Genomic DNA, 16,598 nt, shown 5'->3' with positions numbered 1-16,598 from the left:
AGGATAATCCTTCGTTTGCTTAAGGCTGTTGCCCGATGAAGACCGCCAACGACATCCGCTCCGCTTTCCTGGACTACTTCGTGAAGAATGGCCACACGGAGGTCGAGTCCAGCCCGCTGGTGCCGCGCAACGATCCGACGTTGATGTTCACCAACGCCGGCATGGTGCAGTTCAAGAACGTCTTCACCGGCAACGAGACCCGGCCCTATACGCGCGCGACCACCTCGCAGAAGTGCGTGCGCGCCGGCGGCAAGCATAACGACCTGGAGAACGTGGGCTACACCGCCCGGCACCACACCTTCTTCGAGATGCTGGGCAACTTCTCCTTCGGCGACTATTTCAAGGCCGATGCCATCGAGCTGGCCTGGAACCTGATCACCAAGACCTTCGACCTGCCGAAGGACAAGCTGCTGGTCACGGTCTACCACACCGATGATGAGGCCCACGGCCTGTGGAAGAAGGTGGCCGGCCTGTCGGACGACCGCATCATCCGCATCCCCACCGCCGACAATTTCTGGGCCATGGGCGACACCGGCCCCTGCGGCCCGTGCTCGGAGATTTTCTTCGACCATGGCGAGGGCATCCCCGGCGGCCCCCCCGGCAGCCCGGACCAGGACGGCGACCGCTTCATTGAGATCTGGAACCTGGTGTTCATGCAGTATGAGCAGGTGACGAAGGAGGAGCGGGTGGCCTTGCCCCGTCCGTCCATCGACACCGGCATGGGCCTGGAACGCCTGACCGCCGTGCTGCAGGGCGTGCACGACAACTACGACACCGACCTGATGAAGGCGCTGATCGTGGCGTCGGCCGATGCCACCCATTCCGATCCCAACGGCGCCCACGCCGTGTCGCACCGCGTGATCGCCGACCACCTGCGCGCCGCCTCTTTCCTGATCGCCGACGGCGTGCTGCCGGCGAACGAGGGGCGCGGCTATGTCCTGCGCCGCATCATGCGCCGCGCCATGCGCCATGCCCACATGATCGGCGCGCGCGATCCGGTGATGCACAAGCTGGTGCCCGCCCTGGTGCGCGAGATGGGCGGCCACTACACCGAGTTGCAGCGCGCCCAGGCCCTGATCACCGAGACCCTGCGGCTGGAGGAAACCCGGTTCAAGCAGACGCTGGATCGTGGTCTGAAGCTGCTGGACGAGGAAGAGACCAAGCTGGGCAGCGGCCAGCCCCTGCCGGGCGAGGTGGCGTTCAAGCTGTACGACACCTACGGCTTCCCGCTGGATCTGACGCAGGACGTGCTGCGCGGCCGCAACCGCGCGGTGGAGACGGAGGGCTTCAACGCCGCCATGGAACGCCAGCGGGCCGAGGCGCGCAAGGCCTGGGCCGGCAGCGGCGAGGCCGCGACCGAACGGGTGTGGTTCGAACTGAAGGACGAACTGGGCGCCACCGAGTTCCTGGGCTACGACACCGAAACCGCCGAGGGCAAGGTCACGGCTGTGCTGGACCGCCAGGGGAACAAGCTGGAGACGGCCACTGTTGGTCAGGACGTCATCGTCCTGGTGAACCAGACGCCGTTCTATGGCGAGTCCGGCGGCCAAGTGGGCGACAGCGGCGTCATCTTTGGTGCCGGCGGCATCGAGGTCGCGATCAGCGACACCCAGAAGAAGCTGGGCGCCGTCTTCGCCCATATCGGCACCGTCACCCATGGCGCCCTGGCGCCGGGGCAACTGGTGGAACTGCGCGTCAACGGTCGCCGTCGTGGCGACATCCGCGCCAACCACTCCGCCACCCATCTGCTGCACGAGGCCCTGCGCCAGCGCCTGGGCGACCATGTCGCGCAGAAGGGCTCGCTGGTCTCGGCGGAACGCCTGCGTTTCGACATCAGCCAGCCGACGCCGCTGACCGATGAGGACGTGCGCGTGGTCGAGGCCGCGGTCAACGCCCGCATCCTGGGCAACAGCGAGGTCGTCACCCGTTTGATGAGCCCGGCCGAGGCCATCGAGCAGGGCGCCATGGCGCTGTTCGGCGAAAAGTACGGCGAAGAGGTTCGCGTCGTCAGCATGGGCGGTGAGGCCGAGGGCGCCAACCGCCAGTACTCCGTGGAACTGTGCGGCGGCACCCATGTGCGCCGCACCGGCGACATCGGCCTGATCAAGGTCATCTCCGAAGGCGCCGTCTCCGCCGGTGTGCGCCGCATCGAGGCGCTGACCGGCCGGGGCGCGTTCGAATACCTGGAAGGGCAGGAGGGCCGCTTGCTGGCCGCCGCCGGTGCCCTGAAGGTTTCCGCCGCCGAGGTGCCGGCCCGCGTCGCCACCCTGGTGGAGGAACGCCGCCGGCTGGAAAAGGAAGTGGCCGACCTGAAGCGCCAGTTGGCGCTGGGCGGCGGCGGTGGTGCGGCCGCGACGTCGGAAAAGGTGATCAACGGCGTGAAGCTGTCGGCCCGCGTGCTGGATGGCATCGAGGCCAAGGACCTGAAGCCCCTGGCCGATGAGATCAAGGGCCAGATCGGCAGCGGCATCATCCTGCTGGTGGCCAAGGGCGAGGGCAAGGTGACCCTGGTTGCCGGTGTCACCGCCGACCTGACCGGCCGCTTCAACGCTGTGGACCTGGTGAAGGTCGCGGCGGCGGCCGTGGGCGGCAAGGGCGGCGGCGGCCGCCCCGACATGGCCCAGGCCGGCGGCAGCGAGCCCGACAAGGCCGATGCCGCCGTGGCCGCGGTCGAGGCGGCCATCGCCGGCTGATCGCTACTCCTCAAGCAGCGGCATGAGCCAGTCTCATGCCGCTGTAGGCCCCGACCGGGGCCGCCGGAACTTTTCGGGGAGCGTAGCGGACTGAAAAGTGAGGATAAGCCTAGGGCGCGGACGCGCCCGCCCGGCGTTTGAGGGGATGCAAAAATGCGCTTCAATGGGACGGAAAACTACGTTGCCACCGACGACCTGCGGGTCGCCGTCAACGCCGCCGTCACCCTGCAGCGTCCCCTGCTGGTGAAGGGGGAGCCCGGCACCGGCAAGACCGTGCTGGCGCAGGAGGTGGCGAACGCCCTGGGCCGGCCCTTGCTGCAATGGCATGTGAAGTCCACCACCAAGGCGCAGCAGGGCCTGTACGAGTATGACGCGGTCAGCCGCCTGCGCGACGGCCAGTTGGGCGACGGCCGCGTCAACGACATCGCCAACTACATCCGCAAGGGCAAGCTGTGGGAGGCGTTCGAGGCCGACCCCGCCCCGGTCCTGCTGATCGATGAGATCGACAAGGCGGATATCGAGTTCCCCAACGACCTGTTGCAGGAACTCGACCGCATGGAATTCTTCGTCTACGAGACGGGGCAGACCATCAAGGCGCGGCTGCGGCCGGTGGTCATCATCACGTCGAACAATGAAAAGGAACTGCCGGACGCTTTCCTGCGCCGCTGTTTCTTCCACTACATCCGTTTCCCGGATGCGGAGACCATGGGCCGCATCGTGGACGTGCATTTTCCCAAGCTGAAGCAGGACCTGCTGCGCGACGCGCTGACCCTGTTCTATGAGGTGCGCGAGGTGCCGGGCCTGAAGAAAAAGCCCTCCACCTCCGAACTGCTGGACTGGATCAAGCTGCTGATGATCGAAGACATCGATCCGGCGGTGCTGCGACAGCGTGATCCCAAGAAATCCATCCCGCCCTTGCACGGCGCCTTGCTGAAAAACGAACAAGACGTGCACCTGTTCGAACGCCTGGCCTTCCTGGCGCGGCGGGAACGGGAGTAGAAACCCGTCCATTGGACGTATTCACGTTTGCAGCCCTGCGCGCTTTTACGGCGTGCACGCCGCCCTGCCACAAAATCCGCAAGATCGCACCATAAGTCCGCCCCAATCCGGCCGGAAAACACCCAGACATTTTCTTTTCCTGGGCCTTTTCTAACGATGGGGGTCGTTATGGCTTGGTACGAAAGTCCGGCGCCGGGGCGGCTTGCCCCGGGCGTGCCGCCGCCGCGTTCGCCCATTCCGCGCGCCGTCTGGGGGGTGATGCTGATCGGTGGGGGCGTCGGTGCCGCTTGCGGCATGGCGCTCATGGCGGCGCGGGCATCGACCGTGCAGTCGGTGGAGATGACCTGCCCCTATGACGGCACGCCCTTCACCGCCACCTTGCAAGGCTCGGGCACGCAGTTCGGCAAGACGCTGGACTATCGCCCCTACGGCGCCATCATCGCCCCCTTGCCCCTGGCGGTCTGTCCCACTAACGGCTTCGTCTTCTATCGCCGCGATTTCAAGCCGGATGAACTGGAGCGGATGCGGCCCTTCGTGCTGTCCGACGCCTACCAGGCCTTGAAGGGGGAGACGCCGCATTACCGTGCCGCTTGGTTGAAGCAGCGCGCGGGCGAACCGGCCCTGTCCGTGACCTGGACCCTGCTGGAGGCGTCGTGGGAGGCGCCGGCGGGATCGGACCAATACCGCCGTTATGCGGGGGAGGTGCTGGCCCGGCTGCCGGCCGACATCGCGGCGCTGGTGGATGACAAGAAGGCACCCTTCCGCCTGCTGCAGGGGGAACTGCTGCGCCGCCTGGGTCGGTTCGATGAGGCCGGGGCGGTGTTCGCGGCGCTGAAGGCGGAGGGCGCCGCGCAGGGTAATGAGGTGCGCGTCGCGGATTTCCAGTTGGGGCTGGTGGCCCGCCGGGACGCCGGCAGCTATCGCATGATCGACGCCCTGGGCACGGATGCCCCGGGCACGCCCAAGCCTTGAGGCGGGGGAAATCCCCTCCGCCATCGCATACCTCACCAGCATCGGCGCGCGTTGATCAGCAAAAGGACAAAGCGGTCAGGGACTTAAGCTTGTGGCGTCAACCACGCGGCTGCGACCCTGTGTGGCGCGTCACGGTACCGCAGTGCAGCAAAGGCGGTTATATCAGGATGTGTCATCCGCTCCTGAAAGTCCCAGGCTATGATTCCCAGGGTGAAGTGGTTAATTTCTAGGGGTTTTTCGCTAACCTTGCTGCTGCTGGCCGGTGTCGTCCTGGCGCCCGGGCCGGCGCATGCCGGGGCCGGTCTGGCCTTGCAGATGGTCTGCGCCGACAGCGGCGTTGCTGCGGCTGCGAACATGAGCCTGATGCCGACCTTGTCCCATATGCTGGGGCTGCCCCCGGCGGGGGGCCGACCCGCACCACTGGCCAATTGCGTCGCCGAATATGACGCGGTGCGCCGGCAGGCGGGGGATCGCCTGGCCACCACCTGGACGCCGCTGACCTTCGATGGCGAGGATGACGACGGCCGCGACCTTGGCCTCTACACCCGCTATGCCGGGGTCCTGCTGGCGGGTGTGCCCGCCGCCATTGCCGACAGCGGGAATGAGGTGACGGCGGCTGTGGGCGCGCGTTTCGCCGCGTGGAAGCAGATTGCCGTGGACGGCTTATCCCGGCGCGTGGCCGCTTTCCGCGACGCATTCCAGGATCAGCCGGTGGCCAGCCTTGATCCGCTGGGCCTTATGCTGCACGCCGATGCGGGCGATCAAAGCCCCTGAGGTCGCGGATCGGCCTGGGAGGGGGACAACCGTTCCCGCAGCGACGCCGATATGGGGAAGCCCCATTCGGTGTAGAGGCCGGCGAAGGCGCGCAGCAAGGTCTCCAACGCCGGTGAGGTGTCGCCCATGCGGTGGCTGAGGATGATGGGCGAGGTCACGGGCTGCAAGGTCGGGCGGAAGACCACGTCGGGGTGGGCCAGCATGTGGGCCGAGGCCGGCACGATGCAGGCGCCTTCGCCGGCCGCTGCCATGATCAGGGCGGTGTGCAGTTCCCGCACCTCGATGGTCATCTCCAGCGTGATGCCCAGGTCGCTGAACAGCGACAGGATCGCGTCGGCATAGCTGGGCCGGGGCTCGCACGGGTAAAGGATCAGCGGCGTCGTGGCCAGTTCCGCCAGGTCCAGGGGGCCTTTGGCGGTGGTCAGCGGGCTGTTGGGCGCCAGGGCAACCAACAGCGCTTCCTCCCGCAACACCTGGCGGCGGATGGCGTCATCCTCCACCCGCACGCGGCCCAGGCCCACATCGATCCGCCCCTCCTTCAGGGCGGTCACCTGCTCATGGCTGGTCAGTTCCTGGAGGCTGAGATCGACATCCGGCGCCATGACCCGGAAACGCCGGATCAACTGGGGCAGGCGGGCGTGGAAGCCGGAGGGGATCAGCCCGACGACGAAGCGCGGGCGTTCATGCTGCACATAGCGGTGCATCACCGCCTGCATCTGGTTGTGCCGTTGCAGCACCTGCAAGGCCTGTTCATAGAACAGGCGCCCGGCCGGCGTCAGCACCAGGGGGCGGGCGTCGCGGTCGATCAGCCGGGTGCCGACCTCCTCCTCGATCTCCTGGATGCGGCGGCTCAGCGGCGGTTGCGCCATGTTCAGGCAGGCGGCGGCCCGCGTGAAGCTGCGTTCGCGCGCGACGGTCACGAAATAGCGTAGGCGTCGAAAGTCGATCATCGACCCTGACGGTATGGCGGGGATGGGTGCTTCGTCACCGGACAGCTGCGCGCGGCGGGCACGCGCGCCACGCAACCCATCCGGCCCTTGCGTCCATACCAGGATGGTATGGGCGAAGACCAACTTGATCTTTCCCAAGCGACACGGTGCGGACGCTTACTCGAGCCCGAGCATTTCCCCATCGGGTGAGAGGCCATGAGCGATACGGCAGAGAAAACCATGGAATATCTGATCGAAGACCGTCACCTGGAGGGTGTCTGCTTCAGCAATGGCTGGGTGTCGGCCGGCCACGCGGCTGCGGTGATCGAGCCGGCGACGGGGGCGACCTTGGGAAAGGTGGCGCTGGTCGATCCCGCCACCGTCCGCACGGCCGCGGCCGCCGCCCGCAGGGCGCAGAAGGGTTGGGTGGCCCTGAGCCCCGACGACCGCGCGGCCATTTTCCGCCGTGCCGCCACCCTGGCGGAGAGCCATGGTGAGGAGATCATCACCTGGCTGGTGCGGGAAAGCGGCTCCGCCCGGATGAAGGCGCAGTTTGAGCTGAAGGTCACCATCAAGGCGCTGCAGCTGGCCGCCGGCATGCCCTACCAGGCGCAGGGCCAGGTCCTGCCCAGCGTGCCCGGGCGCATCAGCCTGGCACGCCGCCGGCCGCTGGGTGTCGTCGGCGTCATCGCGCCCTTCAATTTCCCGCTCTACCTCGCCATGCGCGCCGTGGCGCCGGCGCTGGCGGTGGGCAACGCCGTGGTGCTGAAGCCCGACCCGCGCACCGCCATCTGCGCCGGCCATGTCATCGCCCGGCTGTTCGAACTGGCGGGCCTGCCCGAGGGTGTCCTGCACGTCATCGCCGGCGGCGGCGAGGCGGGGGAGGCCCTGTGCAGCGACCCCGACGTGGCGATGATCCAGTTCACCGGCTCCACCGGCGCCGGGCGCATCGTCGGCCAGACTGCCAGCCGCCACCTGAAGAAGGTGTCGCTGGAACTGGGTGGCAAGAATTCATTGATCGTGCTGGACGATGCCGACCTGGACCTGGCCGCCAGCAACGCCGCCTGGGGATGCTATCTGCACCAGGGGCAAATCTGCATGTCCACCGGCCGCGTCCTGGTGCATGAGGCCGTGGCGGAGGCGTTCATCGCCAAGCTGGCCGCCAAGGCGGCGGCCCTGCCGGTGGGCAATCCGACGCAGCCGGACAATTTCATCGGGCCGCTGATCAACCAGCGCCAGCTGGACCACGTGGCCAAGGTGGTGGACGACAGCGTGGCGGCGGGTGCGCGCCTGCGTACCGGCGGGCGCAGCAACGGGCTGTTCTACCTGCCGACCGTGCTGACCGACGTGAAGCCCGGCATGCCGGCGTTCGAGGAGGAAATCTTCGGACCCGTCGCCCTGGTGACGACCTTCACCACGGATGACGAGGCCGTGCGGCTGGCCAACCAGACCGACTATGGCCTGTCGGCGGCCATCATCTCGCGCGATGTCGGCCGGGCGATGGCGCTGGGTGACCAGTTGCACACCGGCCTGCTGCACATCAACGACCAGACGGTGAATGACGAGGTCGTCAACCCCTTCGGCGGCGTCGGCGCCTCGGGCAACGGGTCCGCCGTGGGCGGCCCGGCCAACTGGGAAGAGTTCACCGAGTGGCAGTGGGTGACCATCAAGGGAACCGCCCCCGCCTATCCCCTGTGAATAAACATAAAATAGTGAGGAAAACCCATGACCGTGCATGCCGAGCATAAACACGCCGCCCCCCGCCGGCCCATCACCGCCGCCGTGGTGCGCGGCAAGGGTGAGGCCTTCGTGGTAGAGCAGGCCACCATCGCCGAACCGGGGCCGCGTGAGGTCCTGGTCCGGGTGGTGGCGACGGGCGTCTGCCATACCGACATCATCATCCGTGACCAGTATTACCCGTCGCCCCTGCCGGCCGTGCTGGGCCACGAAGGGTCCGGCGTCGTGGAGGCGGTCGGGTCCGGGGTCACGGCGGTGGCGCCGGGCGACCATGTCGTCATGACCTTCATGTCCTGCGGCACCTGCCCGTCTTGTGAACAGGGGCATCCGGCCCACTGCGCCAATTTCTTCGCGCTGAATTTCGGGGGCGGGGCGGCGGATGGCGCCACCGCCACCTGCGATGCCCACGGCCACGCCCTGCACGACCATTTCTTCGGCCAATCGTCCTTCGGCAGCCTGGCCATCGCGCATGAGCGCAACGTGGTGAAGGTGCCCAAGGATGCGCCGCTGGAGCTGCTGGGCCCGCTGGGTTGCGGCATCCAGACGGGAGCCGGCGCCGTGCTGAACGCCCTGCGCGTGCGCGCCGGCGCCAGCTTCGCCGTTTTCGGTTCGGGTGCCGTCGGCCTCAGCGCGGTGATGGCGGCCCGTGTGGCCGGCGCCACCCGCATCATCGCCGTGGACGTGACGCCCAGCCGGCTGGAACTGGCGCGCGAGTTGGGCGCCACCCACACCATCAACAGCCGGGAGACCGACCCGGTGGCGGCGATCCGCGAGATCACCGGCGGCGGCGTGGACTATACGCTAGAGAGCAGCGGCCGGCCCGAGGTGCTGCGCCAGGCCATCGATGCGCTGGGCATCCTGGGTACCTGCGGTATCGTCGGCGCGCCCAAGCTGGGCACCGCCGCCACCTTCGACGTCAATGACGTCATGGTGCCGGGCAAGCGCATCATGGGCATCGTCGAGGGCGACGCTGTGCCCCAGATCTTCATCCCGCAACTGGTCGAGCTTCACCTCCAGGGCCGCTTCCCCTTCGACCGGCTGGTGAAGTTCTATCGCTTCGACCAGATCAACGAGGCCATCGAGGACAGCGAGAAGGGCCGGACGATCAAACCCATCCTGCGTCTGGACGCGCCGGAACGGGCGTGAGCGGCGGCGGGCGCGGAGGCTCGGGGCTTCCGCGCCCGCTCCAATGCCGCGATCACGGCGGCGATGTCATGGGGCGGGGGGCCATGAAGGCGCGTTCGGCCGCCGCCGCCCCTGGCCCTGCCGCGCGCCCTGGCGTAAGATCCGGTCCCATCGGCCGCCGTCTGCCATGGGCCCCATGTTCACGAATTTCTTCTTCGACCTGCGCGCCGCCCGCATTCCCGTCACGTTGCGGGAGTATCTGGCGCTGATGGAGGCCATGGCGGCCAACGTCGCGGGATACAGCGTGGACGACTTCTACCATCTGTCGCGCACCATCCTGGTGAAGGATGAACGCAATCTGGACCGCTTCGACGTCGTCTTCGGCCGCGTCTTCAAGGGGCTGGAGACCGGGGCGGGGGAGGGCGGCGAAGATGTCGCCGCGCGCGACCTGCCGGACGAATGGCTGCGCAAACTGGCCGAGCGCTACCTGACCGATGAGGAAAAGGCGCAGGTTCAGGCGCTGGGTGGCTGGGACAAGCTGATGGAGACGTTGGCCCAGCGCCTGGCCGAACAGCGGGGTCGGCATCAGGGTGGTTCCAAGTGGGTCGGCACCGCCGGCACCTCGCCCTTCGGCGCCTATGGCTACAACCCGGAGGGTGTGCGCATCGGGCAGGAGGGCAGCCGCCACCGCCGCGCCGTCAAGGTCTGGGATCGGCGGGAATTCCGCAACCTGGACGACACGGTGGAACTGGGCACCCGCAACATCAAGGTGGCGCTGCGCCGCCTGCGCAAGTTCGCCCGCACGGGCGCCGCCGACGTGCTGGATCTGCCCGACACCATCCGCGCCACGGCGGCCAACGCCGGCCACCTGGACCTGAAACTGCGGCCGGAGCGGCACAACGCCGTCAAGGTGCTGCTGTTCCTGGACGTGGGCGGGTCGATGGACGACCACATCCGCCTGTGCGAGGAACTGTTCTCCGCCGCCAAGGGCGAGTTCAAGCACCTGGAGTATTTTTACTTCCACAACTGTGTCTATGAGGGCGTGTGGAAGGATAACCGCCGTCGGCGTACCGAACAGATGTCGACCTATGAGGTGCTGCGCACATACCCGGCCGACTACAAGCTGGTGTTCGTCGGCGATGCCAGCATGAGCCCCTATGAGATCCTGCAGCCCGGTGGCGCCGTGGAGCACTGGAACCAGGAGGCGGGGCAGGTGTGGTTGCGACGCCTGCTGGACGTCTACCGCCGCGCCATCTGGCTGAACCCGGTGGTGGAGCAGTACTGGTCCTACACGACCAGCATCGACATGGTGCGCCGCCTGATGGACGGGCGCATGTATCCCCTTACCCTTCAAGGGCTTGAGGCCGGCATGCGCGAACTCAGCCACTGACGCCCGTCCTGTCCGCCGGGCGGTTGGGCAAGCCCTTCGCTCTTGCTTCTCCCAAGGGGCAGGGGCGCCCAAAGCACAGTTGCGAGGCTGTGGTTGGAGGCATAGTGTCCGCGCGGGCTTCAGGAACCTGACCCCCGGGAAATTTTTCCCAAACCGCGTCATGTCCCTCGATGGTTGGGGAAAGGCGCTAGTGCCTAAGGATGAAAGAGAAAATGAATTCTCCGACAAAGATCACGATCGCCCGTGGCGACGGCATCGGTCCTGAGATCATGGACGCCACGCTTGAGGTTCTGGCCGCCAGCGGCGCCAACCTCGAGTATGAGGAAATCCAGATCGGCGAGAGCGTCTATCGCCGTGGCATCATGAACGGCATGGAGCCTGGCGCCTGGGACAGCCTGCGCCGCACCAAGGTCTTCCTGAAGGCCCCCATCACCACCCCGCAAGGGGGAGGGTACAAGTCCCTGAACGTCACCATCCGTGGCGCGCTGGGCCTGTACGCCAACATCCGCCCCTGCGTCAGCTATTCCCCCTTCGTCGCCACCAAGCACCCGGCCATGGACGTGGTGATCGTGCGTGAGAACGAAGAAGACCTGTACGCCGGCATCGAATACCGCCAGACGCAGGAAGTGACCCAGGCGGTGAAGCTGATCTCCCGCCCCGGTTCGGAAAAGATCATCCGCTACGCCTTCGAATACGCGCGGGCCAACCATCGCCGCAAGGTGACGGCCTTCGTGAAGGACAACATCATGAAGATCTCCGATGGCCTGTTCCATCGGGTCTTCGACGAGATCGCCGCCGAGTACCCGGAGATCGAGGCGGAGAGCATGATCGTCGATATCGGTGCGGCCCGCCTGGCCGACACGCCGGAGCATTTCGACGTCATCGTCACGCTGAACCTGTACGGTGACATCATCTCCGACATCGCCGCCCAGATCACCGGGTCGGTCGGCCTGGCCGGCTCCTCCAACATCGGTGACCAGTGCGCCATGTTCGAGGCCATCCACGGCTCCGCCCCCACCATCGCCGGCAAGGGCATCGCCAACCCGTCGGGCCTGCTGCTGGCCAGCGTCATGATGCTGGTCCACATCGGCCAGTCGGAAGCGGCCGAGCGTATCCATAACGCCTGGCTGAAGATGATCGAGGACGGCATCCACACCGTCGACATCTTCAAGCGCGGCGTCAGCAATGCCCGCATCGGCACCCGCGACTTCGCCGGCAACCTGATCGACCGCCTGGGCGAGCGTCCGGCCACCCTGGTGCCCGCCAGCTATCCCGCCGGTGTGGCCAGCAGCTTCAGCGGCATCGCCCTGAAGGGCGCCCCGGTCCAGGCCAAGAAGCTGATCGGCGTTGACGTGTTCCTGGAGCGCAAGGGCGGTAACGGTGATGATATGGCGGCCCTGTTTCAGCCGCTGGTTCCGGAAGGCCTGAAGCTGGTCATGGTGTCCAACCGTGGCCAGAAGGTGTGGCCGGATGGCGCGCCGGAAACCTTCTGCACCGACCATTGGCGCTGCCGCGTCATCGGCGAGGGCGCTGATGAGGTCAAGCACGGCCAGGTGGCCGCACTGCTAGCCCGTGTCGCCAAGGAAGGGCTGGACTTCGTGCAGAGCTCCAACCTCTACACCTTCGACGGCGCCAACGGCTTCTCCGCCGCCGCCGGTCAGTAAGTGCTCGGGTGGGCATGGGGAATACCCATGCCCAGGCCGGCGACTGCCGGCCCCGGAGCGAGCACCGCAGGGCGGAGCGAGGAAGCCAAGGGCGCGGATGCGCCCGCCCGGCGCTTGAGGGGATGAACGGATATACCTTTAATGGGGTATGAACGTGGAAAAATGCCCCAGGGATGGTGTCATCCTTGGGGTGTATCCATTAAGGACAGGATCTGGCGCTTTCCATGGCTTGTTCGCCACGGTGGTTCCGGATTCTATGTCCGTGGTCAAAAAACGAGTCGAATCACCTGTTCAGGCTTTCGCAAGTTTGGTAGTCTCCGCCCATTCTCGATACCAAATCTTGTTGGTGGGAAAATCCCGGTATCGACTGCTTGAGCGGGGCGCTCGGCGGTGACTGCACACTGTTGCGCCCGCCGATCAATGGGGGCTGATGGAGCGAGGGCTTCTATGGAAGAAGAAAAAGCGTCGGTTAATTGGACGGACGAGCGTATTGAGCGCCTGCGCCAATTGTGGGGCCAGGGCATGAGCGCCAGTGAAATCGCCGATCTGCTGGGTAACGTCACCCGCAACGCGGTGATCGGCAAGGCGCACCGGCTGGGCCTGTCGGGCCGGCCGTCACCTATCAAGAAAAAGCCGACGCGGGGTGCCACCATCCTGTCGTTGAACGAGCGCATGTGCAAATGGCCGGTGGGCGATCCCAAGCACGCCGATTTCCATTTCTGCGGCTGCCCGTCGGTGCCCGGCATGCCCTATTGCCGGGAACACGCCCTGATGGCCTATCAGCCCGCCAAGAAGCGGGATGACGAGCGCAAGCTGGTCATGGCCTGAGGCGGTTTCCGCGCCTAGGTTCCTGTCTGCCAAGCCCCCGCCCTCACCGGCGGGGGTTTTGCTTTTGGGGCCACGCTGCGGACAGCCCGCGCATTGCCGATGGCGGTGGCCGCCACTTCGTCGATCCTCTTGGGAATACAACAACCAAGAGGGGACGGGCATGGTTTCGCGGTGGCCGGGAATGACGACATTGGCTGCGCTGGCGGGGATGTTCATCGCCGGGGCGGCGTTCGCCCAGTCGGCGAACCCAACGTTGGACGGGGATGAGACCCTGCGCGCGCGATACGCGTTACCCAACTCGCGCTTCATGGAGATCGACGGCACGCCCATCCACTATGTCGATGAGGGGCAGGGGCCGGCCATCCTGCTGGTCCACGGCTCATATTCCAGCCTGCGGCAGTGGAACGGCTGGGCGGCTGAACTGAAGAAGCGGTACCGCGTCATCCGGTTCGACATGGCGCCCGCCGGCCTGTCGGGCCCGTCGCCGGCCGGGGACTATGGCATCGAGGCCAACCTGCACATCATCGACGTGCTGACGCGGCGGCTGGGTATCGACCGTTTCATGGTGATCTCGACCTCCAGCGGCGCCGCCACGGGCATCGCCTATGCGGCCACGCGTCCGGACAAGGTGATCGCCCAGATCTTCGGGGATGCGGCGGTCGGCCCTTTGAAGATCGATCCGGCCAAGTTCCCGGCGGAACTGAAGGCGGCGGTGGCGGAGGACGCCACCCACAAGGGCGTTCACAAGCCGGAGTTCTGGCGCCAAATCCTACTCTACAACATTGATGACAAGGCGAAGGTCACGCCGGATCTGGTCCAGGAATGGACCGACCTGAACAATCGCGCGCTACGCATGCCCATCCAAGGGCCGCCCCCGTCGCTGGACCGGACGGTGCAGGATTTGACGTCCATCCGCATGCCGACCCTGATCCTGTGGGGTGCCGACGACCATGAGGTTGGGCTGGACCACGCGGACCGGGCGCTGGCGCTGATCCCCGGTTCGGATAAGCAGATGATTATTCTGCCGGGCTGCGGCCACATGATGCCGCCCGACTGCGGCGACGCGGCCCTGGCGCAGGCCATGCCCTTCATCGACCGCGTTCTGCAATCGGCCGTGCGCTGAACTTTCCCCAAAAGAAAACGCCGGGCGGTGACGTGCCGCCCGGCGTTCCTTTTCTGAACCGACGTGTAACCTTAGGCGGCGTAGCCCATGGCCGTGCGCAGGTTCTCGTCCAGCTTGGCCAGGAAGTCCTGGGTGGTCAGCCACTTCTGTTCGGGGCCGACCAGGACGGCCAGGTCCTTGGTCATGAAGCCGGCTTCCACCGTCTCCACGCACACCTTCTCCAGCGTCTTGGCGAAGTTGGTGACGTCCGGCGTGCCGTCGAACTGGCCGCGGTAGGACAGGCCCTGCGTCCACGCGAAGATGGAGGCGATGGGGTTGGTGGAGGTGGGGCGGCCCTTCTGGTGCTCACGGTAGTGACGGGTCACGGTGCCGTGGGCGGCCTCGGCCTCGACGGTCTTGCCATCGGGGGTCAGCAGGACGGAGGTCATCAGGCCCAGCGAGCCGAAGCCCTGGGCTACGGTGTCGGACTGCACGTCGCCGTCGTAGTTCTTGCAGGCCCAGACGAAGGCGCCGTCCCACTTCAGGGCGGAGGCAACCATGTCGTCGATCAGGCGGTGCTCATAGACGATGCCTTCGGCCTTGAAGCGCTCCGCGAACTCGGCGTCGAAGATCTCCTGGAACACGTCCTTGAAGCGGCCGTCATAGGCCTTGAGGATGGTGTTCTTGGTCGACAGGTACACCGGGTACTTGCGCTGCAGGCCGTAGTTGAAGCAGGCGCGGGCGAAGCCGGCGATCGACTCATCCAGGTTGTACATGCCCATGGCCACGCCGGCGTCCGGGAACTGGAACACGTCGTAGGTGATGGCTTCGCCGCCGCCGTCCGGCGTGAAGGTCATGGTCAGCTTGCCGGGGCCGGGCACCTTGAAATCGGTGGCGCGGTACTGGTCGCCGAAGGCGTGGCGGCCGATGACGATGGGCTTGGTCCAGCCCGGCACCAGGCGCGGCACGTTGGTGCAGATGATGGGCTCACGGAACACGGTGCCGCCGAGGATGTTGCGGATGGTGCCGTTGGGCGACTTCCACATCTTCTTCAGGCTGAACTCGGTGACGCGGGCCTCATCCGGGGTGATGGTCGCGCACTTGACGCCCACGCCGTACTTCTTGATGGCCTCGGCCGCGTCCACGGTCACCTGGTCGTTGGTGGCGTCGCGATGTTCGATGCCCAGATCGAAGTACTTCAGGTCGATGTCCAGGTAGGGCAGGATCAGCTTGTCTTTGATGAACTGCCAGATGATGCGCGTCATCTCATCGCCATCAAGCTCGACGACGGGATTGGCAACCTTGATCTTCTGCATTCTCAATGCCTTCTCGCGTATAGGTGATTTTTTATGACCAACCGGCGCCGTGATCCGTGCGCCACGATATGCCAAGGATGCCTCTGGGGAAAGAAAGCACCCTAATACCGGACGGCCGGTATAAGAGCCCATTCGGGCCCAGCGATCAAGCAAACGGGGCGGATGACCGCGGTGCGGTCGCCGCAAGGGTGCTACCCCGGGGCAGGCGTCTTGAAATGGCTTACAGGCGATCCACCGCCGGGACCTGCACCGAATCCGGTGCCTGGCGCAGGGCCGGCAGGATGGCGTCCACGCTGTCGACGAAGGTGAAATAGGTCTCGATCTCGCCCCGGCCGAAACCGGTGCCGCGGATGTGGGTCAGCAGGGCCCGCAGCGGGTCCCAGTAACCGTTGATGTTGGCGATGACCACCGGCTTGTCGTGCAGTTTCAGCTGGCGCCAGGTGATGATCTCGAACGCCTCGTCCAGGGTGCCCAGGCCGCCGGGCATGACGACGAAGGCGTCGGACCGATCCACCATCATGCGCTTGCGGGTGTGCATGCTGTCGACGATGTGCAGTTCGGTCAGGCCGCTGTGATCGACCTCCGTCGTCTGGATATGGCTGGGGATGATGCCCACCACCTCGCCGCCTGCCGCCAGGGTGGCGTCGGCGGTGATGCCCATCAGGCCGACGCGGCCGCCGCCGTAGACCAGTTGCAGCCCGGCCTCGCCGATGCGCGTGCCCAAATCGTGGGCGGCCTTCTTGTATGCCTCGGACACCTGGCCCGAAGACCCGCAATAGACGCAGACGCTACGCACCTTGGTCATTTCCTTTCATCCTCGCTGGTGCCGGCGAGGCCGGCAGCGACATATCGTCCCCAAACCGTTGGAACCCCAGGCTAACCCAAGCGTGCGGCGCCTGTGAACCGCTGGCGGGCTTGCCCGATGGGTGACGGCCCGTTACACCATCCTTTGATGGCGGACCGCAAGCCGCCATCGGCCTTAGGCCCTCCGTACCGCATCGGGGGTGCCGAAGGTTTGCATATACCAAGGACCCCGCAGACCGCCCAGGCGGTCCCAACCAGGGCTGGA

Annotated in this window: 13 protein-coding genes; 10 read left to right on the top strand and 3 right to left on the bottom strand. The window is 66.3% G+C overall.

Translation table 11 applies throughout. The features are described 5' to 3' along the window. The first annotated feature begins 35 nt into the window (after positions 1 to 35). The 4 genes from alaS (at position 36) to PW843_15950 (ending at position 5,438) form a co-directional block, all read left to right on the top strand. Entirely contained in the window at positions 36 to 2,693 is a 2,658-nt protein-coding gene (gene alaS, locus PW843_15965) for an alanine--tRNA ligase (protein MDE1148097.1), read from the top strand. Positions 2,694 to 2,846: 153 nt separating this feature from the next. Further along, on the top strand, positions 2,847 to 3,692 hold the full coding sequence (locus tag PW843_15960) for a MoxR family ATPase (GenBank protein MDE1148096.1): 846 nt from the start codon (positions 2,847 to 2,849) through the stop codon (positions 3,690 to 3,692). Between the two features lie 168 nt (positions 3,693 to 3,860). After that, a complete protein-coding gene (locus tag PW843_15955; GenBank protein MDE1148095.1) occupies positions 3,861 to 4,664 on the top strand; it encodes a hypothetical protein in 804 nt (267 codons plus the stop codon). Positions 4,665 to 4,910: 246 nt separating this feature from the next. Beyond that, positions 4,911 to 5,438, top strand: coding sequence for a hypothetical protein (locus PW843_15950; GenBank protein MDE1148094.1), 528 nt, complete (start codon positions 4,911 to 4,913; stop codon positions 5,436 to 5,438). Here the strand turns inward: PW843_15950 and PW843_15945 are convergent. Continuing rightward, positions 5,426 to 6,511, bottom strand: coding sequence for a LysR family transcriptional regulator (locus tag PW843_15945; protein MDE1148093.1), 1,086 nt, complete (start codon positions 6,509 to 6,511; stop codon positions 5,426 to 5,428). The two genes, PW843_15950 and PW843_15945, sit on opposite strands and share 13 nt — an antisense overlap. Positions 6,512 to 6,583: 72 nt before the next feature. Between PW843_15945 and PW843_15940 the strand changes: the two genes are divergently transcribed. The 6 genes from PW843_15940 (at position 6,584) to PW843_15915 (ending at position 14,234) form a co-directional block, all read left to right on the top strand. Next, the gene (locus PW843_15940; protein ID MDE1148092.1) at positions 6,584 to 8,065 is read left to right on the top strand and encodes a benzaldehyde dehydrogenase; all 1,482 of its coding nucleotides are present in this window, start codon (positions 6,584 to 6,586) and stop codon (positions 8,063 to 8,065) included. A 27-nt stretch (positions 8,066 to 8,092) separates the two neighbouring features. Beyond that, a complete protein-coding gene (locus tag PW843_15935) occupies positions 8,093 to 9,250 on the top strand; it encodes an NAD(P)-dependent alcohol dehydrogenase (GenBank protein MDE1148091.1) in 1,158 nt (385 codons plus the stop codon). 175 nt (positions 9,251 to 9,425) lie between these two features. Further along, the gene (locus PW843_15930; protein MDE1148090.1) at positions 9,426 to 10,619 is read left to right on the top strand and encodes a VWA domain-containing protein; all 1,194 of its coding nucleotides are present in this window, start codon (positions 9,426 to 9,428) and stop codon (positions 10,617 to 10,619) included. Between the two features lie 212 nt (positions 10,620 to 10,831). After that, the gene (locus PW843_15925; GenBank protein MDE1148089.1) at positions 10,832 to 12,283 is read left to right on the top strand and encodes an NADP-dependent isocitrate dehydrogenase; all 1,452 of its coding nucleotides are present in this window, start codon (positions 10,832 to 10,834) and stop codon (positions 12,281 to 12,283) included. 522 nt (positions 12,284 to 12,805) lie between these two features. Continuing rightward, on the top strand, positions 12,806 to 13,111 hold the full coding sequence (locus tag PW843_15920) for a GcrA family cell cycle regulator (GenBank protein MDE1148088.1): 306 nt from the start codon (positions 12,806 to 12,808) through the stop codon (positions 13,109 to 13,111). Between the two features lie 181 nt (positions 13,112 to 13,292). Then, positions 13,293 to 14,234, top strand: coding sequence for an alpha/beta hydrolase (locus PW843_15915; protein ID MDE1148087.1), 942 nt, complete (start codon positions 13,293 to 13,295; stop codon positions 14,232 to 14,234). Between the two features lie 71 nt (positions 14,235 to 14,305). On the opposite strand, the gene PW843_15910 is transcribed toward PW843_15915, so the two are convergent. Further along, positions 14,306 to 15,529, bottom strand: coding sequence for an NADP-dependent isocitrate dehydrogenase (locus PW843_15910; GenBank protein ID MDE1148086.1), 1,224 nt, complete (start codon positions 15,527 to 15,529; stop codon positions 14,306 to 14,308). Between the two features lie 220 nt (positions 15,530 to 15,749). Further along, positions 15,750 to 16,334: a TIGR00730 family Rossman fold protein gene (locus tag PW843_15905; protein MDE1148085.1), complete on the bottom strand. Its 585-nt coding sequence runs from the start codon at positions 16,332 to 16,334 to the stop codon at positions 15,750 to 15,752. Positions 16,335 to 16,598 lie beyond the last annotated feature (264 nt).

The sequence above is a fragment of the Azospirillaceae bacterium genome, assembly GCA_028283825.1.
In the GTDB taxonomy this organism is placed as follows: domain Bacteria; phylum Pseudomonadota; class Alphaproteobacteria; order Azospirillales; family Azospirillaceae; genus Nitrospirillum.
Note: the sequence above shows the minus strand (reverse complement) of the source record. Positions and strands in the feature narration are given on the sequence as shown.

Excerpts from the sequence above, each read along its gene's own strand:
- alaS (MDE1148097.1), top strand. The coding sequence starts at position 36 with ATGAAGACCGCCAACGACATCCGCTCCGCTTTCCTGGACTACTTCGTG.
- PW843_15960 (MDE1148096.1), top strand. The coding sequence starts at position 2,847 with ATGCGCTTCAATGGGACGGAAAACTACGTTGCCACCGACGACCTGCGG.
- PW843_15955 (MDE1148095.1), top strand. The coding sequence starts at position 3,861 with ATGGCTTGGTACGAAAGTCCGGCGCCGGGGCGGCTTGCCCCGGGCGTG.
- PW843_15940 (MDE1148092.1), top strand. The coding sequence starts at position 6,584 with ATGAGCGATACGGCAGAGAAAACCATGGAATATCTGATCGAAGACCGT.
- PW843_15935 (MDE1148091.1), top strand. The coding sequence starts at position 8,093 with ATGACCGTGCATGCCGAGCATAAACACGCCGCCCCCCGCCGGCCCATC.
- PW843_15930 (MDE1148090.1), top strand. The coding sequence starts at position 9,426 with ATGTTCACGAATTTCTTCTTCGACCTGCGCGCCGCCCGCATTCCCGTC.
- PW843_15925 (MDE1148089.1), top strand. The coding sequence starts at position 10,832 with ATGAATTCTCCGACAAAGATCACGATCGCCCGTGGCGACGGCATCGGT.
- PW843_15920 (MDE1148088.1), top strand. The coding sequence starts at position 12,806 with ATGAGCGCCAGTGAAATCGCCGATCTGCTGGGTAACGTCACCCGCAAC.
- PW843_15915 (MDE1148087.1), top strand. The coding sequence starts at position 13,293 with ATGACGACATTGGCTGCGCTGGCGGGGATGTTCATCGCCGGGGCGGCG.
- PW843_15910 (MDE1148086.1), bottom strand. The coding sequence starts at position 15,529 with ATGCAGAAGATCAAGGTTGCCAATCCCGTCGTCGAGCTTGATGGCGAT.
- PW843_15905 (MDE1148085.1), bottom strand. The coding sequence starts at position 16,334 with ATGACCAAGGTGCGTAGCGTCTGCGTCTATTGCGGGTCTTCGGGCCAG.